This is a genomic window from Rhodococcus sp. 06-235-1A, assembly GCF_002258785.1.
In the GTDB taxonomy this organism is placed as follows: Bacteria; Actinomycetota; Actinomycetes; order Mycobacteriales; family Mycobacteriaceae; genus Rhodococcoides.
This window is the reverse complement of record NZ_NOYI01000009.1, coordinates 68,971-90,498: the sequence shown is the minus strand read 5'-3', so window position 1 is coordinate 90,498 and position 21,528 is coordinate 68,971. Positions and strand designations below refer to the sequence as shown.

The window sequence follows — 21,528 nt, the reverse complement described above, 5'->3', positions numbered from 1 at the left end:
CGATGCGCAAGACATCGACCACTTTGGCCGACGGCCGTGAGCTGATCTACTACGACGACACCGAGCCCTACGTCTCCGGGGGAGACACCCGCGACCTGGTCGATACGCGAGCCCTGTTGCCGTCGATGTCGGAGTCGCAGATGCGATTCGACGTACTCACCGGTGAATGGATCGTCATCGCCGCACAGCGGATGGACCGCACGTTCCTACCCCCGGCCGACGCGTCACCGCTGGCGCCGAGCCGACCGGACCGTCCGGCCACCGAGATTCCGGCCGCCGACTACGACGTGGTGGTGTTCGAGAACCGGTTCCCGTCCCTGTCCGAAACGGCAGCGCAGCAATCACTTCCGAGCGAGGTGGACGGCGAGGCACTGTGGCCGATGGCCCCCGGCACCGGGCGGTGCGAGGTGATCTGCTTCGCCAGTGACCCCGATGCGTCCTTCGTGTCACTGGAGCTCTCGCGCGTCCGCACCATCATCGACGTCTGGGCCGATCGCACCGCTGCCCTGTCGGCGATCCCCGGTGTTCAGCAGGTGTTCTGCTTCGAGAACCGGGGCAAGGAAATAGGCGTCACCCTGACGCACCCGCACGGTCAGATCTACGCCTACCCGTACCTTCCGCCGCGCGCCGATGCGCTGATCCGTCAGTCTCGCAAGCACTTCGAGCGAACGGGCCGAGTGCTGCTGGCCGATGTGCTCGCCGCCGAGCTCCGTTCGGGTCGACGCATCGTCGTCGACGCCGAGCACTGGGTTGCGTACGTTCCTGCAGCATCGCGGTGGCCGGTAGAGGTTCACCTCGCTCCGCGCCGCGACGTTGCGGACCTCGCCGAGTTGAACGGTGCCGAGCGGGACGAACTGGCCGGGGTCTATCGAGACCTGCTGCGCGCCGTCGATGCGTTCTTCGAGGGTGTCGCGGAGGTGCCGTACATCGCGGCCTGGCATCAGGCCCCCGTCGGAGTGGATCGCGAGCTGGGTCGGCTACACCTGCAACTGTTTTCGATGATGCGCTCACCGGGCCGGATGAAGTTCCTGGCCGGATCCGAATCGGCGATGGGTGCCTGGATCAACGACACCACGCCCGAGCGGATCGCCGATAGGCTGCGCGAGGTGCTGACGTGAACTGGCTCGACGTCGTTGCCGATGTGGATCTCGCCGACGGTGCAGCTGCGCTGTTCCGCAGCGCGTTCGGCGGTGAACCCGACGGCGTTTGGATCGCTCCGGGCCGCGTCAACCTGATCGGTGAGCACATCGATTATGCAGGCGGATTGGTATTGCCCTTCGCGCTGCCGTACGCCACTGCCGTCGCTGTACGCCGCCGCGAGGACACCACGATGCGTGCCGTCTCGACGCACACCGACGAGTCGTGGATCGGTGAGCTCGGCGACATCGGCCCTGGTGCCCCGGCGGGCTGGGCCGCCTATGTGGCGGGTGTGTCCTGGGCGCTCCAGGAGCACGGAGTCGGCGGAGTCGATGTAGCCGTGCACTCCTCGGTGCCGGTGGGTTCGGGCTTGTCGAGCTCGGCGGCCCTCGAGTGCTCGTTCGCCTTGGCGCTCGACGACCTGTTCGGTCTTCGCCTCGACCGGAAGGTGCTGATCGAGGCCAGTATTCGCGCCGAGAACGAGATCGCCGGCGCGTCGACCGGTGGCATGGATCAGAACATCGCGATGTCGGCGGAACCGGGACATGCCCTACTGCTCGACTGTCTCGACGGTTCGACGCGTCAGATTCCCCTCGATCTGGGCGGGTCCGGCTCGCGGCTGCTGGTGATCGACACCAACGCCCCGCATCGTCTGGTCGACGGTCAGTACGGCGCTCGGCGGGAGGCGTTGGACACCGCATACGCCGAATTGGGGGTCACGACACTGCGCGGTCTCGATCTCGACAAGGCCGTCGACAAGCTGTCCGGCGAGACCTTGATCGCGCGAGTTCGCCACATCATCAGCGAGATCGGTCGAGTCGAGCAAGCTGCCGAACTCTTGGACCAGGGTGCCGCAGGTGCCGAACTCGGTGCGTTGATGACGGCGTCGCACGTGTCGTTGCGAGACGACTACGAGGTCAGTTCACCCGAACTCGACAGCGCTGTCGACGCGGCTCTGCGTGCAGGCGCGCACGGAGCTCGGATGACCGGCGGTGGTTTCGGCGGCTCTGCCATCGCGCTGGTTCCCTCGGATCTCGTCGAGACCGTTGCGAATGAGATCACCTCCAGTGCAACACGATCCGGATTGCCGGAACCCACCTTTCTCATTGCCGAGCCCGCCGGCTCCGCACATCGATTCTTCTAACCTCTACAAAGGAGCACTCCCATGGCACAGGTCACGTACGAAGGAGCCACCAAGCTCTACCCGGGATCGGACGTCGCGGCAGTCGAATCGCTGGACCTCGCCATCGAGGACGGCGAGTTCCTGGTGCTCGTCGGGCCTTCCGGCTGCGGTAAATCCACCTCGCTGCGGATGCTCGCCGGGCTGGAGGACGTCGACTACGGTGCCATCAAGATCGGCGACCGCGACGTCACCTCCCTGGCGCCCAAGGAACGCGACATCGCGATGGTGTTCCAGAACTACGCGCTGTACCCGCACATGACCGTCGCCAAGAACATGGGCTTCGCTCTGCAGATCGCCGGTATGGACAAGGCCGAGGTGGGCCGACGCGTCGAAGAAGCCGCGAAGATTCTCGATCTGACCGACTACCTGGGCCGTAAACCCAAGGCGCTCTCCGGTGGTCAGCGTCAGCGCGTCGCGATGGGCCGAGCGATCGTGCGCAACCCGCAGGTGTTCCTCATGGACGAGCCGCTGTCCAACCTCGATGCCAAACTGCGCGTGCAGACCCGTACCCAGATCTCGCTGCTGCAGCGCAGGCTCGGCACCACCACCGTGTACGTCACCCACGATCAGGTCGAGGCCATGACCATGGGCGATCGCGTCGCCATCATGAAAGCCGGTGTGCTGCAACAGTGCGCCAGCCCCAAGGAGCTCTACGAGCGCCCGGTCAACGCCTTCGTCGCAGGATTCATCGGATCGCCAGCGATGAACCTGTTCGAGGTGGACGTCGTTGCCGGTGCAGCGAAACTCGGATCGCTGTCGGTGCCGATCGAGCGTGCGATCTCCGACCGGATCGACGGCAGCCGAGTCACGATGGGCGTCCGGCCGGAAGCGTGGACGCTCTCCGATTCCGGTACCGACATCGTCGTCGACGTCGTCGAGGAACTCGGTGCGGACGCCTACATCTACGGCCGCACCGTCGAGGACGCGTCGAACCTCGGAACCGTCGGGGCGCAGATCATCGCGCGAATCCCCGATATCGCGACCCCGTCGCAGGGCGATGTTCTCCGACTCGCCCCGCGCGCCGAGTCCGCGCACTACTTCTCGACGACAACAGGATTGAACCTGCGTCCCTGAGCTCGAATCAGGAACGAACCAGAGTGGCAGCGAACTGTGCGCCCTGAGTGGTGGATCCGTTCGTACCGTACTGAAGGTGCGCGAAGGCGTTGAATCCGCCGATCTGGCATACCGGATCGCCGAAGTTGCAGAAGCTCGTCGTTCGTGAACCGTATGTGCTGCTGGATGTTTCGATCTTCCGCCCGAACAGGCCGAACGGGTTGCCGAACACCACGACTGCTTCGACCCGGGAGGCCAGGGCGGCGGGAATGACGGCACCGGTGAAACTGCTGGGGGTGCGCAGGCCGACGGCGTTGGTCACCACGGTGGCTCCTTGTGAATATCCACCGATCACGAACTTCGTCGAAGGGCAGGATGCAGCAACGGAATTCAAGTGTGCGACGAGGTCACGGGATCCGGGGCCCGCGCTCGCCTGGGTGAAGTCTGCGGAGTAGTCGACGGCGTAGGTGCTCACCGAGCGGTCCGACAGCTGAGATTTGAGGCTGTTGACGAACGGTGTGCCGGTGATGCCGAGTCCGGGGAGCTCGCCGGTACCGCGAGCGAAGGAGATATCGACGTCCGAACATGGCGCAGCGGAGGCCACGCCCGCCGGAAGTGCCACCGTCGACGCCGAAATAGCTAGCGCTGCAATGGAATATGCGAGCAAACGTTTCTTCATGCGGTGTCCTTCTTGGGTCGAGGGAGGCCTACCGGCACGAACGATAGCTGCTGAAACGATCTTTTCCCAGGGTCGTCAAACTTTCGATTACCAGCATCTCGACGGTTGGTTGGACAGTTCTGGGGGAGTGTCCCGCGATCGTGTCGTTCGGACATCACGGGGCTGGTTTCTCAACGTCTGTTGCGATACGGTCTCCGCTGGGGTTGCCGTAGACCGGGCGCAAAGCCTGGTCCGAATTTTTCGGGGGATATGTCGTGAAGAGTCGTGGAGTACAGGTTGCTGTAGTGGCGGCGGCGGTCGTGGCCATGTGCCCGACGATCGCGGCGAACGCTGCGCCCGGCCCGGCTCCGGCCCCCGCAACGATCCTCGGCTCGATCGAGAACGGACCCGGTAGCTTCAGTGTCTACCGCACCGTCGACAGCGGGCAGCGACCCACCGAAGCCGACAATTCCGCGTGCAACGACTACTTCGGATCCCCGCGCTCGCTGACCGTGGTCGAGCGGCTCGACGCGCGGATGTACACCTTCACCAACGATCCGTCGACGGGTTTCCTGCTCGATCCCACCGCCCAGAACGTCGGACCGATCTACGTGTGCGACGGCCCGACGGTCGACGGCCAGGCGTTTCTCGACCAGTGGGGGGTGCTGACCGCTCCGGGCCTGGGCAGGTTGTCGATGAACGGTCCCTGCGGGCTCGAGTTCATGATCGGCTCGCCGGGGCGCGGCGCCGTCGATTGTGTTCTGCGAGTGCAGCCCAATGACTCCGGGGTCACCGACGGGGTCGCGACCAGCAACTCGGTCGCCAATCCGCTTCGGTTGCCGGACGGTCGAACCGGCTCGCTGTGGACTCTGTACACACTGGGCGAGGGGACTGCTCCGGTGGCCGAGCCCGTACCAGGCACTCCGCAGCCGACCGGCTCGGTGAAGTACAGCGTCGGCCGCGAGGTCAATTCGATTTCGACCGGTTCCACCCCGGCATGCCCGGGTGGAGTGCGCACTACGGAGATCCACTCCGTCTCGGTGGACCCGGCCACCGGAGCGGCATCGACCGAGCCGTCCGAGGACGTTGCCGCCAACGCGTCGATCTGTTACCAGAACCCGTCGTCACCGGACTTCGGCGCGTCGCTGAGTATCACGAGCCTCGGCGTCACACCCGCGCTCACGGCAACCTCGACCGGGCAATGCCGGCGTACCGATCTGGCAGTCGGAGCAGATACCGTGCAGCAGTCCTGTGGCTTCACTCTGCCACCGCAGCTCGGTCGCGGCCTGACCGGTGGACAGGTGACGCTGAACGGTCTGGTCCCGACGAACGATCCAGCGGGATCTGCGAATTCGGCAATCTGGACCACTTCGTTCCTCGGTTCCATCACCCCTCGATGAACGGACGTCGGATCGGGTTTCTCGTTTTGACGTTGATGGCAAGCTGGATCTCGGGCGCGGTCGTGACCGCGCCCGAGGTGGCTGCCGAACCGCTGGACGGTTCCCTCGACTACGGGCAGACCAGGGATATCGCTGTGGTTCCGCTGCCCGGGCAACCCGAAGGAATGGCGGTCGATCCCGAGGACGGCAGCATCTGGTCGGGGTCGAACCGCCCCAATTCGTCTGCGGACGTATGGCATTGGGCCGCCGACGGTAGCCTGCTCGAGACGTATTCCCTGGCGGATCACGTACCCGCCCAGCATGGCGTCAACGGTATTGCGCTCGACGGCGACGGTCGGGTCTACGCCCTCGACTACTCGGGGGCGCGGGCAGTGCGCATCGATCCGGCGACCGGAACGCAGACGGTCTACGCGACATTCGCCGACCTCCCCGCCTGCGCGGGGGCCGCGGGCAATCCGTGCGAGCCTGCATCCGTCGATCGACCGGCCTGGCCGAACTGGGCGACCTTCGCGCCGGACGGAACCATGTACGTGAGCGACCTGAATCAGGCCACCATCTGGAAGGTGCCTGCCGGCGGTGGCACGGCCGAGATCTGGTATCAGAATGCGGAATTCGCCTCGATCTACGGTGTCAACGGCATGCAGTTCGACGCCGCCGGACGGCTCAATTTCGTGGTGACCATGTCCCTGGTGCCGAGTGTCGAATCGTTCGGTCGTGGTGTCGTTCATCGACTTTCGGTGACGCCGGACGGTAGGCCGGGCGCTCTCGAGACAGTGGCGGTCGCGAGTCAGGGTGACGGTTTGGCCATCGGGTCCAGCGGGCGCATCTACCTCCCGATTGCGAATCCGCTGTACAACGCCGTCGAGGTGGTCGATCCCGACACACGTTCGGTGGTGGCGTCCTTGCCCACGCCCGTCGAGAGCATCACTCGATCCATCCCGTACTCGACCCCCGCGTCGGTTGCGTTCCGAGGAACCTCGTTGATCGTGTCCAACCACGGCCTCTTGGCTATCGACCCACGTCAATGGGCGATCCTCGAACTCGGAGTCGGAGAGACGGGATTGGCGCTGCACTATCCGACGGGGATTTCCTGAAACCGGTGCTACCGTCTGCCGGTGGACCTTGTCGTTCCCTCCGCTGATCTCGCCGCTGCATGGCGGGATGCGCATGCCGAGTGGGGACCTGGGTTTCATGAGGACGGTTTCGGGTTGACCGCTGACGATGATGTCGATTCCGCACAGGGCTTCTCGGACTGGGTCGATCGGCTGCGACGCGACAGCCTGTGCACTTACCGCTGGATCGTGGAGGGTCGCCGATTAGTGGGCGGAATCGCTGTGCGGCACGGCAGCGCTGCGGAGATCGAGCGGTTGGGCCACCTCGGCTACGGGGTGCGACCGTCCGACCGTGGCCGCGGAGTTGCCACGCGAGCGCTCGCCGACATGCTGAAAGTTGCCGCAGAGATTGGGTTCTCGGAACTCACGGCGGTGTGCGAGGTCGATAATCGTGCGTCGGTTGCGACGCTCGAAGGGGCCGGTGGTGAGCTCCTCGACCGCCACGGACCGACGGTCAGATATCGGATCAGGGTCGCGCTCTGAGTCTCAGCGCTTCGATATTCGACGAACCGCCTGATCTGTCTACCGCTGGCCGCTCACTGCCGGGCCGACCACGACTGGGTCGACGCTGCAGTAAACCAGAATTGCTCAACGGCTGATTCTGCGCCGATCGGCAGCTGTTCTGGCTGGATCGAGAGCGGTCGGCGCGCGACACTTGACCCTCACACAGTGTGAGAGGGGATTCTCTTCAGAATCATGTTCAGCATCGGAGAGTTCGCATCGATCGGCCGGGTCTCGGTTCGCATGCTTCGGCATTACGACGAGATCGGGTTGTTGACGCCGGCGCGGGTGGATCCGTTCACCGGCTATCGCTCGTACGACGGTAGGCAGTTCGAGGTTCTGGGTCGCATTCTGATGTTCAAGGATCTCGGTTTTCGGCTCGACGAGGTGAAACAGATCGTGCACGCCCAGGTCGGTGAAGACCGGTTGCGCGAGATGCTCGAGGCCAAACGCGACGACGTCGCCCGTCGACTCGATCTCGACGCCGCCCGCCTACGCCGACTCGATGCGCGCCTCCACTACACAGAGGGAGACAGCTCGATGATCACCGTGGATACCAAGTCGTTGCCGGCCACCCGCATTGCCGCCGTCACCGAGACCGCCGCCGGTTTCGGTCCGCAGAACATCGGCCCGGTCATCGGCCCGATGTACGCGCGACTCGCCGAGTTTCTGGGACGGGACGGCGTCGAGTTCGGGCCGTCGTCGATCGCCAGTTACGAGGCCGTCGACGATGGAGAGGGCACCGGCATCACCGTGCACGCCGCGTTCGAGGTGGGACCGAAGGTCAGCGCGGCCGAGGGGTACGAGGTTCGCGAACTGCCGCCGGTCGAGCTGGCGGTGACCACAGTCCACCACGGGTCGATGGCCACGATCGGCGAGACCTGGGAGCAGTTCATGGCGTGGATCGACACCAACGGCTACGAGCTCTCGGGCGTCTGCCGGGAGTTCTACCCGGAGCCGCAGCCGCAGGAGAACTGGGTCACCGAACTCCAGCAGCCGGTGGTCCGACGTCAGGACGCCTGAGCAAACTCCACGAGTGCGGTGCACTGGCAGCCGCCGGTGACCTCCTCGCACTCGAGCACCAGGAAGTGACGGACGTACTCGAGGTCCACGCAGTCCGGCTCCGTGCACTCCGCACCGCCGACCGCGTGGATCACGAGTGTGCCGTGGCAAGTATCGAAGCTGGTGGACACGCGAATTCCCTTCTGTCGTTTCTCCTACGTCCTTGATATCACCGGGCTCCGACAAGTTCGGGAGAAGACCAGCGTGTTCGACGCCTGAGCTGGGTGACAACCACGACCGTCACGGCCGGAATCCAGGCGTATCCCAGAGGGGTCCGGATGGCAGTGTGGTCACCCAGCCACGCGCCGACACTCACCAGAGCGGTGGCCCAGACCCCGGCCGCGACGAGACTGATCACCGCGTATTCACGCCGCCGCAGGGTGGTGGCAGCGACGAGACGAGGGGCGATGGTGCGGATGCCTCCGACGAGGTGCCCTGCTGCCGCCACTGCGCGTGGTCGTGATTGCGCCGACGCAGTCACTCCGAGAACTACCCGGAGCACCGTGCGCGGTAGGACGGCTTCGATCCGGCCCGACCCGAGAATCGTCTCGCTGCGGCGACTACGCCACAGCGCCCACTGCGCCCCCATGCTCGACGCCACCGCCGCGGTGACGACAGCGGGAAACCACGGTACGACGCCGATGGACGTCAGTACGCCCAGCGTGATCGGCACACTGTTCCCGGGCGTGAAAAGACCGAGCAGAGAGCCGGATTCGAAGGCCAGCAACACCACGACACCTGCGAGGACGACCCAGACAGGCACGGCCGAGAGGCGATCGACGTCGAATAGGTTGAGGTTCATACCCGTCGAATATTCTCGCCCGCGGAGCGGGAATCACCACGGTCGTCCCACCGATCGATGGTAGTGCGCGCCCTACCATGAGTCGTGGGTTCACAGTGGGGACAGGTCGACGAGCGCCCACTTAGGCTGATCCGCATGAACGAGGCACTACCGATTCCCCTGAATCCGCTCAGGGCCTGGATATCACCGAACTGGTGGTTGGCGGTGGCGTCGCTGCTTGCGTCGACGCTCGCCGGCCTCGGCGGCTGGATGATCCTCGGCCTGCTGGTGCTCGCTGTCTGCGCACTCCCGTTTGCGCTGAGCGGAGTGCTGGTCTTCGCGGTGACGATCGTGGTGCTTCGGTGGATGGACATCGCCGCCAGAGCCGGAATCGGTTTCACCAGCGGTATCGCCATCGCGGGACCTGCGGTGACCGTCTATCCCACCAGCTGGCGCAAGCTCGTCTGGTGCGTCCGCGACGTCGGACTGTGGAAGTCGTTGTTCTACTGGCTTGTTCGCATTCCAGTCTCGGCAGTCCTGGTGTTCCTGCTGCCCGCGCTCTTTCTGGTTCTGCCCGTTCTCGGTGCGGCTCCGGTCGCGTGGATCGTGACGAACCCGGTCGGCAATCAGCTCGAAATCGGGGATCGGGTGGGCTACCCACTCGTCGCGCTGGTCGGCGTCGCTGCCCTGGCCACTTTCGTCGTGGGATTGCCGTTGCTGGTGACCGGCTTGGCGAGACTCGACTGGTGGAGTGCCACAGCGCTTCTCGGACAGTCCGAATCGAGTAGGAGGGTGGACGAGCTGACGGTGAGTCGGGCACGGGTCGTCGACGCCGCAGACGCCGAGCGCCGACGCATCGAACGCGATCTGCACGACGGGGCCCAACAGCGATTGGTCTCGGTGGCGATTTCGCTGGGGCAGGCGAAGTCGCGCGTCTCTGCGGCCGACGATGCGGTGCTGAGAGAACTGCTGGACGACGCTCACCGGGAAGCCAAGAATGCGATCGGCGAGATACGAACCCTCACCCGTGGTTTGCATCCGCCGATCCTGACCGACCGAGGACTGGATGCGGCGCTGTCGTCCGTCGCGGCCCTGTGTTCGGTGCCGGTGACGATCGAGGTGGACCCTGCTCTGTCCGGGTCGCAGCGCCCGGATTCCACCGCCGAAGCGACCGTCTACTTCGTCGTCTCGGAGGCCTTGACCAACGTCAGTAAACATGCGAGCGCCGGTCGCGTTCGAGTCGATGTCACGAGGAACGAGTCCGCGGTGCATGTGAAGGTGGTTGACGATGGGTGCGGCGGTGCGCATATCGCTCCGAACGGAGGCCTGGCCGGTCTCGCGGACCGGCTCAGCGGAATCGACGGCACATTGTCGGTCACTTCACCGACCGGCGGCCCGACGAGTCTGGAGGTGAGCATCCCGTGCGAGTGATCATCGCCGACGATTCGGTGCTGTTGCGAGAGGGTGTCGCCCGATTGTTGACCGACAGTGGAGCCGAGGTGATCGGCAAGGTGGGCGATGCGTCGGAGTTGCTCGCGTCGATGTCTGCGGCCGACCCACTTCCCGATGTGTGCGTGATCGATGTACGGATGCCGCCCACCTTTCTGGACGAAGGTCTGCGCGCGGCATTGGTCATTCGCCAACGATGGCCGGCCGTGGGTGTTCTCGTGCTCTCGCAGTATGTGGAGGAGCGCTATGCGGCCGAGCTGATTCGGCAGAGTACCGACGGCGTCGGGTACCTGTTGAAAGATCGGGTCGCCGATGTGGACGACTTCGCCGACGCCGTGCAGACCGTTGCCGACGGCGGCACCGTCATCGATCCCGAGGTGGTACAGCAGATTCTGGCTCGCGCACCGCGATCGGATCCACTCGACTCCTTGACCCCGCGAGAACGAGAAGTGTTGACGGCCATGGCCGAGGGTAAGTCCAACGCCGGCATCGCGGCCACGCTGGTGGTCGGTCAGGCGGCCGTGGAGAAGCACATCGGAAACATCTTCGGCAAGCTCGGTCTGCTCGGAGACAGCGCTGATCATCGCCGCGTCATGGCCGTTCTACGATACCTGGGAGCAATTCGATGAAGAAAGCGTTGTGGCGCAACACCGTTGCAGTGTCGGTTGCCGTGGTGGTCGTGGGCACCGCAGGTGCAGCTACGACGGCAGCGATCGCATACGGCTTCACCATGCCGAAGATGCAGACTTTCGACTACACCGAAGACCACGCCGTGACCGGGAACAATCTGGCGTTCACGACGAGATATGCCCATGTGACGGTGTCGATGAGCCCCGATTCCGAGCTGCACGTACGGGCCGACGGGTCATACCGGGGAGATGTCCCGACGGTCGACATCAGCGACGACGGATCGAAGATCGCGGTGGAATGTTCGTACCGAGATCGTGGCAGCTGCGACGTCGATGTCGAGCTTCGGATTCCCGCCGGGTCGATGCTCGATATCAACGGAATGGCGGGCGATGTCGTTCTCTCGAATGTGGATGCGCAGACGTCGGTGACAACCACGTCCGGGGCGGTGATCGCTCGTGGTGCCTCGGGAACCCTGGATGTGACCACGCGATTCGGTGATGTGGACATCGCCGATGCGGCTGTGTCCGCGATCGAGGTCGACACGACATTCGGTCAGGTCGTTGTGGACTCGCGAGTTCCACCGGATTCGGTGCTCGTGCAGAACACGATGGGAGACAGCACGATCCAGCTTCCGGCTGCCGAATTCTACGACGTCGATGCATCGTCGGAGAAGGGGGACGTCGAGACCGACGTGATCGACGATCCGAATTCGCCGAGATCGGTGTCGATCACCAGTGAGGAAGGCCGGATCTCGGTGCAGCGCAGATAGTTCCGGTCGATGACTGCTGTTCGATGACTGCAGTTCAATGACTCCGCCGCCACGCACTGAACGAACGGACCGAGGACGTGGTGGGACGCGTCAGCCAGGGCCAGGGATGCAACTCGACCGGGGCGATGGCGTCGGCGATGCGGGAGAAGCCGGGAACGGGTGCCCAGGTGGCGGCCAGAGACCGTCCGGAGAGCTCGTCGGAGACCCTGCCGAGACGCACCTCCAGTGGGCGGGTCGACGCGATCTCGCCGAGCGTCTCGGCGAGAAAGACCAGCCGCTTGCCGGACAGTCGCAGCTTTCGCAGCAGTGGTTCGTCGAATACGAAGACGGCCGGTCGCTCAGGATTCGCAGCCATAGCGGGGTCTGCGGTGCCGAGCGATTCGGCGGTCAACCACACCTGTTCTGCACCATCGCCTTCCATGTGCTCGGGGCCCGCGGGTACCGGTGCCTTGTTGAGATCGGGGCCGTCGACCGCCGGTCCGAGATCGTCGTCGGGCCAATTCTCGATGGGGCACGCGTCTTTCAGCGCGCAGTTGCGGCACAGCGATGGGGCGCGCTTGTTCACCTGCCATCGACTGAAGCCGTATACCTTCCCACTTCCGGTGCCGACGGTCCACTGCCAGCCGAGGCGGTTCGCGGCACGGGAGCCATCGAGTAGGTGGGCGAACATCTCGTCCTCACCGTCGCGCCACGTCGCTCCGGCGCGGACCGCCCACTGGGAGGCGAGCCACATACGAGTCTGGTTGACCAGCCAACCGTCGTCGTGCAATTCACCCACCACGGACGACATGCAGTTCATCTCCTCGGCCCAGGGCTGGGCGGTCCATCCCTGCTGCCGCGGTTGCTCACGCCGTAGCGAACGCCCCAGATCGGTGCCGACTCGTGCGTAGAGATGGCGGGCGTACTCCTGCCACATGAGCTCGTCGCGGTACCGAGAACGGTCGCGTGAGGGCGCGTCGGATACCGAGTCCCAGACTTCTCGCAGCGTCAGCAAGCCGTGGCGGATGTACGGCGACATGCGGCTCGCGCCGCGGCGATTTACCGGAAGGACGGTGCTGCGGTCGCGGGCATAGCCGGTGATGTCCAGCCCGGCCAGTGCGACGTCGGCAGCCGACTGCCCACCACGAATACCGCCGGCGGCAACCCCGTCCGATCCCTCGCGCGTCAGATCGCCCAGGTGCTCGGCAACCCAGGCGACGACGTCATCGGTGGCGGCGCCGTCGGCAATGGACGGGGGAGGGGGCAACTCGGACATGCCGTCGGACTTCCCCGTCGGCGCGCAAGGGAAACGCGGGCGTCAGGGGCGGGGCAGGCGGCGGTGCAGTGGGTTGGACGTCGTCCTCGTTGCGGATCTGCCGGATGGCGGCAGAGACGATACGACGGTCGGTGTGTCCGCGGTGGCGCGCGAAGCGTCGTGTGCCTTCATTGCAGCGCTGTTTCCAAGGCCGAGGGCAGGAGAGGAGATCAGTCGTGCAGCTGCCCCGCCGCACTCCGGGCACGGCACCTCGCCGGGAACGTCGGCCATGGTGAATCTTTGCTCGACGGGGGCGCAACGCCGTGCGCAGCGGAAGCTGTAGGTGGGCACGCTTCCGAGCGTAGCGGCAGATGGCCGTCAGCAGCGTTATGGCACAACGTCATAGAAGATTTACATGCCATACACGGCCGGATGCGCCACGACGGTGCAATGATCGAGGCAGGAGAATCCGCGCAACCGGAGGTGCCTCGTGCCCGAACTGCTGTTTCCGCTCGACTCGACGAAGAGTTTCACCGAACAGGAGATCGTCGGCCACAACCGATGGCATCCCGACATTCCGGCGGCGGTCACGGTCAAACCCGGCACGTCTTTTCGAGCGCACTGTCGCGAATGGTTCGACGGGGCCATCCACAACGACGATTCGGCCGAGGACATCCTCAATGCGCCGCTCAACAATGTGCACACGCTGTCCGGGCCGTTCCACATCGAGGGAGCCGAGCCCGGTGACTTGCTGATCGTCGACATCCTCGACGTGGGACCGATACCGCAAGAGGATTCGGGTCCGCTGGCCGGTCAGGGATGGGGATACACGGGGATTTTCGCCAAGGAGAACGGCGGTGGGTTCCTCACCGATCGATTCCCCGACGCGTACAAGGCGATCTGGGATTTTTCCGGGCAGACCACCACCTCTCGCCACGTTCCGCACGTGAAGTACACCGGCATCACCCATCCCGGTTTGATGGGGACCGCGCCCTCGGCGCAATTGTTGGCGAAGTGGAACGCCCGCGAAGGTGCGCTGATCGCAACGGATCCCAACCGTGTTCCGCCGCTGGCTCTGGCACCCGAACTCGACGGTGCGATCCTCGGTTCCCTGAGCGGTGACGAATTCTCCCGTGTCGCAGGTGAAGCCGCGCGCACGGCACCGCCGCGCGAGAACGGTGGAAATCAGGACATCAAGAATCTGACCAAGGGCACCCGCGTCTTCTACCCGGTGTTCGTGCCGGGGGCGAAGTTGTCGTTCGGAGACTTGCACTTCTCACAGGGAGACGGAGAGATCACGTTCTGCGGAGCCATCGAAATGGGCGGCTTCATGGACCTGCACGTCGACCTGATCAAGGGCGGCATGGAGACCTACGGGGTGAGCGAAAACGCGATCTTCATGCCCGGCAACACCGCACCGCAGTACTCGGAATGGATTGCGTTCTCGGGTATTTCGGTGACCGTCGACGGCGAGCAGAAGTACCTGGATTCCGACTTGTCTTACCAGAACGCCTGTATGCACGCGATCGATTACCTCACCAAGTTCGGCTACAGCCCCGAGCAGGCATACCTGTTGCTGGGATCGGCTCCGATCGAAGGACGGCTGTCGGGCGTGGTGGATATCCCGAACTCCTGTGCCACCGTGTACATCCCCACCGCGATCTTCGACTTTCCCATAGCGCCGTCCGCCAGCGGACCGTTCCAAATCGACCCGGGAATGGGAGCGCCGAGAGCGCAGTTCTGATCGACTTCGCCTGATATGTCGCAACTGTGGATGCTCGAGGACATGGAACCGTGGCCTGACGAGCCCGCGGTGGGCGCGGTGTTCACACCTACGACGTACTGGGCGTCACGAGAGCAGATGGAACTGCCCGCGGAGGTGTGCACCGAAGTTGCCGCGCGGGTCGACGCTGTGACCGCGGATGGGCGAACGGAGTGGGTAGCGCACCTCGGGAACGGGTTCAGCACGATGATGGGTGACGGTCGCCTGGTCGGTGATGTGATTCTCCACGGTTGCCTGGTCTGGGACAGATACCTGTGGTTGGACTTTCGCTCGAAACCGCGGGGCAGTCTCCGCGTCCTGGATCGGGCGGGCGTTCTCGTGCAACAGGAGGCCTGGATCGCGACACGTCACCCAGGCGTGTTCAGTGTGGTGCCCTCCGGTCCGCTGGAGTATCACCAACGGGATTCAGTACCTGCGGGATTCGGGATTCGATGGAAGGCATCGGTTGTCGAGACCGTTGCGTCAGGGGTCGAGGCGACTCAGTCGTTTCGCTCGTCGTAGTTCGCAGTGACGATCTGGTCGAAGCGGACTGGCGAGGATTCGAGCTCGGTGAGCGCCAGAATGTCGGTGACCGTATCTGCGCTGCCTCCGAGATACGCACACGGGAAGTCGAAGTGCTGGGCCACGCACCATGCGTGGTCGGCGGGCCACCAGAGATTCGGCGACAATCCTCCGAGGGTGTCCGCTGCGCGTGAGACCGATCCCTTCAGCAAGAAATAGTTGTAGCCGGCGATGTCCGCGGTCGGTGCCCGATCGCGAATGTCGTCGAGTGCGGTGTTGCCCTCCCAGACGGCGAACCAGCATTCGTTCGGTGTATTTGTGCTTCGAGCGAGTACCTCGATGATGGCTGTCAGCTGAACATGCCAGCGTGCAACGTGTCCGGAGTTGCGTAGCGGGTACTGGACGCGGGCATAGGCGTCGAACATTGTGGGGACCAGCGAGCCCACCGTAGTTTGGGGGACGACCTTCAGACCATCGTTCACCCACCTTGCGTCCGAGACATCCTGCTGCAGATCGTCGTTCGACCAATCTGTGCCGTCGGAATTCAATGGCTGTACCAGGGTTGTGGGCTGTCGGGGTCGTCGATGACCGTGTCGACGCGACGGTCGGCGAGAACGTCCTGGATTGCCGATGAGCTGGCACCAATGGTGGCGAAGTGGGGGTCGACGTCGTTGGCGATGCACCAGGCGCGGTCGGCGGGCCAGGCGAACGAGGGAATCGGCAGACTCTCGGAACCCGGGGGATCGAGCGCCTGCTCCCAGTTGAGCAGGTCCAGCGCAGGTCCCCGGAACAGGAATGCTCCCCGTTCGGGAAGGTTGATTCGTGCGGCACCCCGAACCGTTGGACCGCCCCATCCCTCCCACACACAGAAGTAGCAGTCCAGCGGTGTCGCCGTGTGCTTCGCCAGTGTCTCGACGACTATCGCCAATTGGTCTGTCTCCGAGCGCTCGTCGTATGGAACGTCAGCCTCGCCCTCGCGTTGAGCCGGGTGTGTCGGATCTGGGATGAACCGTAACCGCGCGTAGCTCTCGTACCCCAGTGGGCCCCTGGTGACAAGGTCCCACCAATCGCGGTCAGCGTGGACGAGCCAATCGGCGGCATTTGCATCGTCGGACGGTCGCACGGTCATGGTGTGCCCTCCCTGTCGATACCGAGCTTTCTGAGCCTGAGCGCGATTTGATGCGTTGCCACGACGCTACCGACCAACCCGGTGGATCGGACTAGTCGCGGTGGCGTGACAGTCCGTTGGGAACGTGTGTTCGAAAGTGTGTCGGTGGGTCGCGATAGATTCTGTTCATGCTTTCGGGGGACGGCGGATCAGGGGTGGACGGCATCGAGACGGTGCCGCCTCCCCCTGAGGTGTCCGATCCCGACCTGTCGATGTTGATCGATCGTGTCGAGTCCGCGGTCGCGGAGTTGGCCGAACAGGGGTCGGTGTCGTGGACGAACGCCGACCGGCGTGCGGTGATCCAACGCATGGAAACACTCACCCGATCGGTGACGGCGTATTCGTATACCTGGCTGAACGAGTTGATCGCGCAGCACGGCCTCGATGTGTATCCGGGGTCGGTGCCGTGCTCGGTGGCGTGGATGCTCCGCATCACCCCACGAACCGCCGGTGCGCGAGTGCGCCTGGCAGCGGAGTTGGGTGATCGCACCGCCCTGTCCGGTGAGGTTCTGCCGCCGTTGCTGCCGCACACCGCAAAAGCATTGCGGGCGGGGTTGCTCGATGCCAAGCATGTGCAGATGATCCGCGAATTCTTCAAGCACTTGCCGACGAGTGTCGATCCGCAGACGCGGGATCTCGCCGAACAGCAATTGGTGGGCTACGCCTCGACGAGGCGGCCCGACGACTTCGCGCCGTTGGTGGCTCATTTGGATTCGATCCTCAGCCCCGACGGTGATTACGACGAGGACGAGGACGAGAACGGAAAGCCCAAGCCGAAGAAGCGGCGGGATGCGTTCTTCTACCTCGGTGAGCAGGGTGCCGACGGGATGTCGGAAGGGAACTTCTGCGTCGATTCCGAACTACGCGCCTACCTCGAAGCCCTGTTCTCCAAAGCCGCGAAACCGGGAGTGAACAATCCAGCCGACCCGACATCGGTCGTCCACGGGGATGAACGTAGCGACCAGACCGGCGACGACAACGACAGCGACAAGCCCTCCGGTAAGGATGCTGCAGCCCCACCGCAGCCCAGGCCGACGCCCGACGATGCCGGCTCCAGCGATGCAGGCCTGTGGGATGGAACGGACTGCAACGATGACGATGCCTGCGGTGACGACGACTGCAGCGACGGTATCGACTGTGGTTGCGGCACAGGGCCCGACGGCTCCGACGGCGCTGTAGGCGCTGCTGAACCCGGCGGTCACTGCGGATCAGCTACCGGCGTCGACGACGAACCACCGGATACCACCTCACCGGACACCGCAGCACGCGACGCTGCCGCTGCGCGGGATCGACGCACCCAGAACGAACGCCGCCACGACGCCCTGAAAATGGCACTGCGGCAAACCCTCGCATCCGGGACCCTCGGCACCCACCGGGGCCTGCCCGTCACCGCCATCGTCACCATGACCCTGAAGGATCTGAACGCCGGATCCGGTTACGCCATGACCGCCACCGGATCCCGCGTGTCCATCCGCGATGCGATCCGTATGGCTTCCCACGCCCACCACTACCTGACCATCTTCGACGACAACGGCAGAGCCCTCTACCTCGGCCGATCCAAACGGATCGCCTCCGCAGACCAACGCATCGTGCTCATCGCCCGAGATCGTGGCTGCAGCTTCCCCTCCTGTACCCGTCCCGCGACGTGGTGCCAAGCCCACCACCTCGATGACTGGACCACCGGCGGACCCACCGACATCGACTCCCTGACCTTCGGCTGCGACATGCACCACGCCCTCGTCGGCACCGGACCAGGAAAATGGGCGACCACCAAAACCACAGCAGGACATCGATATCCGGGCCGCACCCTCTGGCATCCACCCACCGGAATGGACCCACGCCGGCGTGGGCTGATCAATCACGCCCACCATCCCGAGGAAGTGCTGTACCCGCCCGAACAGCACGACGACACCGGCGACGAGGAACCACGACAACCCGCGTGACGGTCCGCACCACGTCGGGGCACAGCTCTGCCCGCAGCCGGATACTTGCCGGTCGTGCAGAAGCCTGTTGCTCTCGCCGCCGGACGACCTACCCTGTCTCGCGAGCTGCGTCGCCCGACCCACTCGGCAATGTCTGTTCGATCAGCATCCGCGCGCTTCGGTCCACTCGATCGTGATCGCCGGTGACCAAACGGTCGACGAGCAGACCGCGGACACCCGACACCAGAATGGTCGCCACGGCTTCCGGGTCGGTGTGTGACGGGTCGATCGTCCGGAGAGATCCGGCAAGCTCTCGGACGATGTCGGCCGTCGCCGACTGGGCGTACTCCAAGAAGGGCCCGCCTTGGATGCCTGCCTCCGCAAGGACCTGGAGAACGACCCGAGTACTGCGAGACGAGGCCCCTTCAGAGTTCGATTCCCAAGCCTCCCAAAGCCTCTCACGAAGGAGTTCGACGTCGTCGATGTCGGCGAACATCGCCGAGACCACGGGCCGCTGGGTTTCGAGTGCGGCGACGAGCATCGCCTCTTTGGTCCCGAAGTAGTGAATCAGCATGCGCGAGCTCGTATCGAGGTAGTCGGCGACGGGCCGCAGCGACAGTCCTGCCAGACCTCGGTCCGCGATGTACTCCACGACGCCGGCGAGGAGCTCGGAGCGTCGAACAAGGTCTTGGGTGCGTGCCACAGAATTAGTGTAGCGATTATTTCATTTATTGCTTGACGGGGGTACCCGGCTGCCGGTAGGCATAGGGGCATGAAATTCGCAGGAGCACGTAATCCGTTCTCGGCCAACGGATGTTTTCCCGACGTCGTGGTGACCTCGTTGGCGGCTACCACGTCGATCGCCGGGGACATCGATGAAACCTGGGCGGGGTTGCTGGCCGGTGCCAGCGGTATCGGTGCGCTCGACGCCCCGTTCGTCGACGAGTTCGATCTACCGGTGCGGATAGGCGGTTGTCTGAAAGTGCCGCCGGAGTCGCTACTCGGTCGAGTGGAGATGCGCAGGCTCTCCTACGTTCAACGGATGGCGACGGTGCTCGGACGTCAAGTGTGGAGCAACGCAGGCAAACCCGAGGTCGACGGCGACAGACTCGGGGTCTCGATCGGAACCGGGCTCGGCGGCGGAGATGCACTGATCGACGCGGTGGACAAGTTGAAGACCGGTGGATATCGCCGGGTGTCGCCGCTGGCGGTGCAGATGATCATGCCGAATGGACCGGCTGCGTGCGTGGGTCTGGAACTCGGTGCACGGGCCGGGGTGTCGACGCCGGTTTCTGCGTGCTCGTCGGGATCCGAGGCCGTGGCCAACGCGTGGCGAATGATCGTCACGGGGGACGCGGACATCGTCGTTACGGGAGGCGTCGAGGGGCACATTGCTCCGGTGCCGATAGCTGCATTCTCGATGACGCGGGCAATGAGTACGCGAAACAGCCATCCCAGCAGTGCCCCTCGCCCGTTCGACAAGGATCGTGATGGATTCGTATTCGGCGAAGCCGGCGCACTCATGGTGATCGAGACCGAAGACCATGCCAGGGCCAGGGGCGCACAGATTCATGCTCGACTACTCGGGGCCGGCGTCACCTCCGATGCATACAGTCTGGTTCCACCCGACCCCAACGGTGCAGGTGCGGCACGGGCGATCGAGCGTGCGCTTGCAACGGCCGGGCTGACGCGTCGCGAGATCTCACACGTCAACGCCCATGCGACGTCCACTCCGATCGGTGATCTCGCCGAGGCCAAGGCCATCCGAACAGCGATCGGTGATCACGCATCCGTCTACGCCCCGAAGTCCGCATTGGGCCACTCCATCGGTGCAGTAGGAGCACTCGAGTCGATCCTGACGGTGCTCAGTATCCGCGATGGTGTGGTGCCGCCGACGTTGAACTACGACACACCCGACCCGGAAATCGGATTGGATGTGGTGCATGGGAATCCGCGATACGGAGCCGTCGATTATGCGATCAACAACTCGTTCGGATTCGGGGGCCACAATGTCGCACTGGCCTTCGGCCGGGCGTAGCGCATCTACGGTATCGGTGCCGGGTTGCGCCGCGTAGGGTGGGCGCATGATCGTTCTCGGCAGCCGTACTGCGGTGTTGTCGCCGCCGGTAAGCGTCGTCTGGAAAGCGTTGATGCGTCCCGATCTGCATCCGTTGAACAGAGGATTCGCCTGGCCGATCATGTTCGAGGATGCGACGCTACCCCGGATTGTCGAGAGCAGCGAGTTCGACCGCGTCGTCTGGAGCTCACCGTGGCCGCAACTTCCAGACATCCTGTTGCAGTTCGATTTACGCCCGGAGACGCGGATTCGCTGGACGCTGTTGGCCCACACGCCCGCGCCCGGTCAGCAGACCGTCGAGTGGCTCCGCGATCAAGTCAGCCATCTGGTGAACATCGACCTGCGAAATGCAACTGGGTACTGACCTGTTATCGGTTGCCGCCGTTCAGTCCGTGGCGATAACGCTTGCCGACTGCGAACCACAGGATCGGACCGACAATGGGCAGAGTCAACGCAACGACTACCCATGCCAGCTTGGCAACGCAACCCGTACCGGGGTCGCGCACGATCGAAGCGAGGGCAAGAGCGAACAGGGTGAGGGCGACCGCGCCACCGGCAGATGCCATAACTTCGACAGTAGCTCAGCCGGCACTGCGTAATTCGATCTACCTCTTCCGATACTGGCTGCAGAGTTCGATGTTCGAACGTCTACGGCGTCTTGTCCCCGTTGATGGCATGCACCCAGGACTCTGGATTCTCGACGAGCCATGCCACTGAGTCCGTGACTGTTGCCATCCGAAACTGAACGCGGAGCAGGCTTCGGCCGACCGTCTTGCCGGCATGCGATCTGGTCACGTCCACACCGCTTATGTCCTGCAACGGTATTCGAAGCGCAGTGGCGCTGCCGATGCGTCGGAACCACAATTCGCTGTCGGTCAGAACGAGCGCGCCGTTTCCGCGGACCTGGGCGCCGCCCTTCGATCCGAGGCCGAAGAAATTCGCCATGGGATCCGACTTCACGATGCTGGAATCCACGAACTGCTCCTCGATGGCCGATTGCGACGACGAAGACAGTCGATTCACCATCACCTTGGCGAGCACCACAATGCCCACGACAAGGAGCACGACGCCCACGATGCCGAGCAATACAATCACTGTGACATTCATC

At 64.3% G+C, this 21,528-nt stretch carries 25 protein-coding genes; 15 read left to right on the top strand and 10 right to left on the bottom strand.

From position 1 onward, the window contains the following. Positions 1-2 precede the first annotated feature (2 nt). Genes galT through CH275_RS07210 form a run of 3 tightly spaced genes read left to right on the top strand, consistent with a single transcriptional unit; the run spans position 3 to position 3,394 of the window. Positions 3-1,118 (top strand): galactose-1-phosphate uridylyltransferase, encoded by a 1,116-nt coding sequence (gene galT / locus CH275_RS07220; RefSeq protein ID WP_094677261.1) that lies wholly within the window; start codon positions 3-5, stop codon positions 1,116-1,118. Beyond that, a complete protein-coding gene (gene galK / locus CH275_RS07215; RefSeq protein ID WP_094676613.1) occupies positions 1,115-2,281 on the top strand; it encodes a galactokinase in 1,167 nt (388 codons plus the stop codon). Before galT ends, galK begins: the two co-directional genes overlap by 4 nt. Before the next feature lie 21 nt (positions 2,282-2,302). Beyond that, positions 2,303-3,394, top strand: a complete 1,092-nt coding sequence (locus CH275_RS07210) for an ABC transporter ATP-binding protein (protein WP_094676611.1) — start codon at positions 2,303-2,305, stop codon at positions 3,392-3,394. Between the two features lie 7 nt (positions 3,395-3,401). Here the strand turns inward: CH275_RS07210 and CH275_RS07205 are convergent, their stop codons facing one another. Next, complete coding sequence (locus CH275_RS07205) at positions 3,402-4,052, bottom strand: cutinase family protein (RefSeq protein WP_094676609.1); 651 nt, start codon at positions 4,050-4,052, stop codon at positions 3,402-3,404. Positions 4,053-4,306: 254 nt separating this feature from the next. Between CH275_RS07205 and CH275_RS07200 the strand changes: the two genes are divergently transcribed. The 4 genes from CH275_RS07200 (at position 4,307) to CH275_RS07185 (ending at position 8,067) form a co-directional block, all read left to right on the top strand. Beyond that, positions 4,307-5,431, top strand: coding sequence for a hypothetical protein (locus CH275_RS07200; RefSeq protein ID WP_143546704.1), 1,125 nt, complete (start codon positions 4,307-4,309; stop codon positions 5,429-5,431). Continuing rightward, positions 5,428-6,525 carry an SMP-30/gluconolactonase/LRE family protein gene (locus CH275_RS07195; protein WP_094676605.1) on the top strand — a complete coding sequence of 366 codons (1,098 nt, stop codon included), beginning with the start codon at positions 5,428-5,430 and terminating at the stop codon, positions 6,523-6,525. Before CH275_RS07200 ends, CH275_RS07195 begins: the two co-directional genes overlap by 4 nt. A gap of 21 nt (positions 6,526-6,546) precedes the next feature. Further along, entirely contained in the window at positions 6,547-7,026 is a 480-nt protein-coding gene (locus CH275_RS07190; protein WP_218828756.1) for a GNAT family N-acetyltransferase, read from the top strand. Between the two features lie 213 nt (positions 7,027-7,239). Then, entirely contained in the window at positions 7,240-8,067 is an 828-nt protein-coding gene (locus tag CH275_RS07185; RefSeq protein WP_094676601.1) for a MerR family transcriptional regulator, read from the top strand. Here CH275_RS07185 and CH275_RS07180 read toward each other — a convergent pair. Then, the gene (locus CH275_RS07180; protein WP_256990901.1) at positions 8,055-8,237 is read right to left on the bottom strand and encodes a hypothetical protein; all 183 of its coding nucleotides are present in this window, start codon (positions 8,235-8,237) and stop codon (positions 8,055-8,057) included. The genes CH275_RS07185 and CH275_RS07180 overlap by 13 nt on opposite strands. 38 nt (positions 8,238-8,275) lie before the next feature. Next, positions 8,276-8,908 (bottom strand): DedA family protein, encoded by a 633-nt coding sequence (locus CH275_RS07175; protein WP_094676597.1) that lies wholly within the window; start codon positions 8,906-8,908, stop codon positions 8,276-8,278. Between the two features lie 135 nt (positions 8,909-9,043). On the opposite strand from CH275_RS07175, the gene CH275_RS07170 reads away from it, so the two are divergent. Genes CH275_RS07170 through CH275_RS07160 form a run of 3 tightly spaced genes read left to right on the top strand, consistent with a single transcriptional unit; the run spans position 9,044 to position 11,735 of the window. After that, complete coding sequence (locus CH275_RS07170) at positions 9,044-10,318, top strand: sensor histidine kinase (RefSeq protein WP_094676595.1); 1,275 nt, start codon at positions 9,044-9,046, stop codon at positions 10,316-10,318. Then, positions 10,309-10,965, top strand: a complete 657-nt coding sequence (locus tag CH275_RS07165; protein WP_094676593.1) for a response regulator — start codon at positions 10,309-10,311, stop codon at positions 10,963-10,965. Before CH275_RS07170 ends, CH275_RS07165 begins: the two co-directional genes overlap by 10 nt. Further along, on the top strand, positions 10,962-11,735 hold the full coding sequence (locus tag CH275_RS07160; protein WP_094676591.1) for a DUF4097 family beta strand repeat-containing protein: 774 nt from the start codon (positions 10,962-10,964) through the stop codon (positions 11,733-11,735). Before CH275_RS07165 ends, CH275_RS07160 begins: the two co-directional genes overlap by 4 nt. Positions 11,736-11,769: 34 nt before the next feature. Here the strand turns inward: CH275_RS07160 and CH275_RS07155 are convergent, their stop codons facing one another. Together CH275_RS07155 and CH275_RS07150 are read right to left on the bottom strand one after the other, a co-directional pair. Continuing rightward, positions 11,770-12,990 carry an FAD-binding domain-containing protein gene (locus CH275_RS07155; RefSeq protein ID WP_094676589.1) on the bottom strand — a complete coding sequence of 407 codons (1,221 nt, stop codon included), beginning with the start codon at positions 12,988-12,990 and terminating at the stop codon, positions 11,770-11,772. A gap of 42 nt (positions 12,991-13,032) precedes the next feature. Continuing rightward, the gene (locus CH275_RS07150; RefSeq protein ID WP_094676587.1) at positions 13,033-13,320 is read right to left on the bottom strand and encodes an FmdB family zinc ribbon protein; all 288 of its coding nucleotides are present in this window, start codon (positions 13,318-13,320) and stop codon (positions 13,033-13,035) included. A 139-nt stretch (positions 13,321-13,459) separates the two neighbouring features. Here CH275_RS07150 and fmdA point away from each other — a divergent pair, with 139 nt between their 5' ends. Both fmdA and CH275_RS07140 read left to right on the top strand, forming a co-directional pair. After that, positions 13,460-14,713, top strand: coding sequence for a formamidase (gene fmdA / locus CH275_RS07145; protein WP_037195472.1), 1,254 nt, complete (start codon positions 13,460-13,462; stop codon positions 14,711-14,713). Positions 14,714-14,728: 15 nt separating this feature from the next. Further along, positions 14,729-15,253 carry a hypothetical protein gene (locus CH275_RS07140; protein ID WP_094676585.1) on the top strand — a complete coding sequence of 175 codons (525 nt, stop codon included), beginning with the start codon at positions 14,729-14,731 and terminating at the stop codon, positions 15,251-15,253. On the opposite strand, the gene CH275_RS07135 is transcribed toward CH275_RS07140, so the two are convergent. Both CH275_RS07135 and CH275_RS07130 read right to left on the bottom strand, forming a co-directional pair. Beyond that, complete coding sequence (locus tag CH275_RS07135) at positions 15,232-15,735, bottom strand: hypothetical protein (protein ID WP_143546703.1); 504 nt, start codon at positions 15,733-15,735, stop codon at positions 15,232-15,234. The two genes, CH275_RS07140 and CH275_RS07135, sit on opposite strands and share 22 nt — an antisense overlap. A 62-nt stretch (positions 15,736-15,797) precedes the next feature. Next, on the bottom strand, positions 15,798-16,382 hold the full coding sequence (locus tag CH275_RS07130; protein ID WP_094676581.1) for a hypothetical protein: 585 nt from the start codon (positions 16,380-16,382) through the stop codon (positions 15,798-15,800). Between the two features lie 167 nt (positions 16,383-16,549). On the opposite strand from CH275_RS07130, the gene CH275_RS07125 reads away from it, so the two are divergent. Next, on the top strand, positions 16,550-18,364 hold the full coding sequence (locus CH275_RS07125) for an HNH endonuclease signature motif containing protein (protein ID WP_094676579.1): 1,815 nt from the start codon (positions 16,550-16,552) through the stop codon (positions 18,362-18,364). Between the two features lie 88 nt (positions 18,365-18,452). On the opposite strand, the gene CH275_RS07120 is transcribed toward CH275_RS07125, so the two are convergent. Next, positions 18,453-19,046 (bottom strand): TetR/AcrR family transcriptional regulator, encoded by a 594-nt coding sequence (locus tag CH275_RS07120; RefSeq protein ID WP_094676577.1) that lies wholly within the window; start codon positions 19,044-19,046, stop codon positions 18,453-18,455. A gap of 69 nt (positions 19,047-19,115) precedes the next feature. On the opposite strand from CH275_RS07120, the gene CH275_RS07115 reads away from it, so the two are divergent. Beyond that, positions 19,116-20,381 carry a KasA/KasB family beta-ketoacyl-ACP synthase gene (locus CH275_RS07115; protein ID WP_094676575.1) on the top strand — a complete coding sequence of 422 codons (1,266 nt, stop codon included), beginning with the start codon at positions 19,116-19,118 and terminating at the stop codon, positions 20,379-20,381. 46 nt (positions 20,382-20,427) lie between these two features. Beyond that, the gene (locus tag CH275_RS07110) at positions 20,428-20,784 is read left to right on the top strand and encodes a hypothetical protein (protein WP_094676573.1); all 357 of its coding nucleotides are present in this window, start codon (positions 20,428-20,430) and stop codon (positions 20,782-20,784) included. A gap of 4 nt (positions 20,785-20,788) precedes the next feature. On the opposite strand, the gene CH275_RS07105 is transcribed toward CH275_RS07110, so the two are convergent. Together CH275_RS07105 and CH275_RS07100 are read right to left on the bottom strand one after the other, a co-directional pair. Next, complete coding sequence (locus CH275_RS07105; protein ID WP_094676571.1) at positions 20,789-20,986, bottom strand: PLD nuclease N-terminal domain-containing protein; 198 nt, start codon at positions 20,984-20,986, stop codon at positions 20,789-20,791. Between the two features lie 82 nt (positions 20,987-21,068). Beyond that, the gene (locus tag CH275_RS07100) at positions 21,069-21,527 is read right to left on the bottom strand and encodes a hypothetical protein (RefSeq protein WP_094676569.1); all 459 of its coding nucleotides are present in this window, start codon (positions 21,525-21,527) and stop codon (positions 21,069-21,071) included. Position 21,528 lies beyond the last annotated feature (1 nt).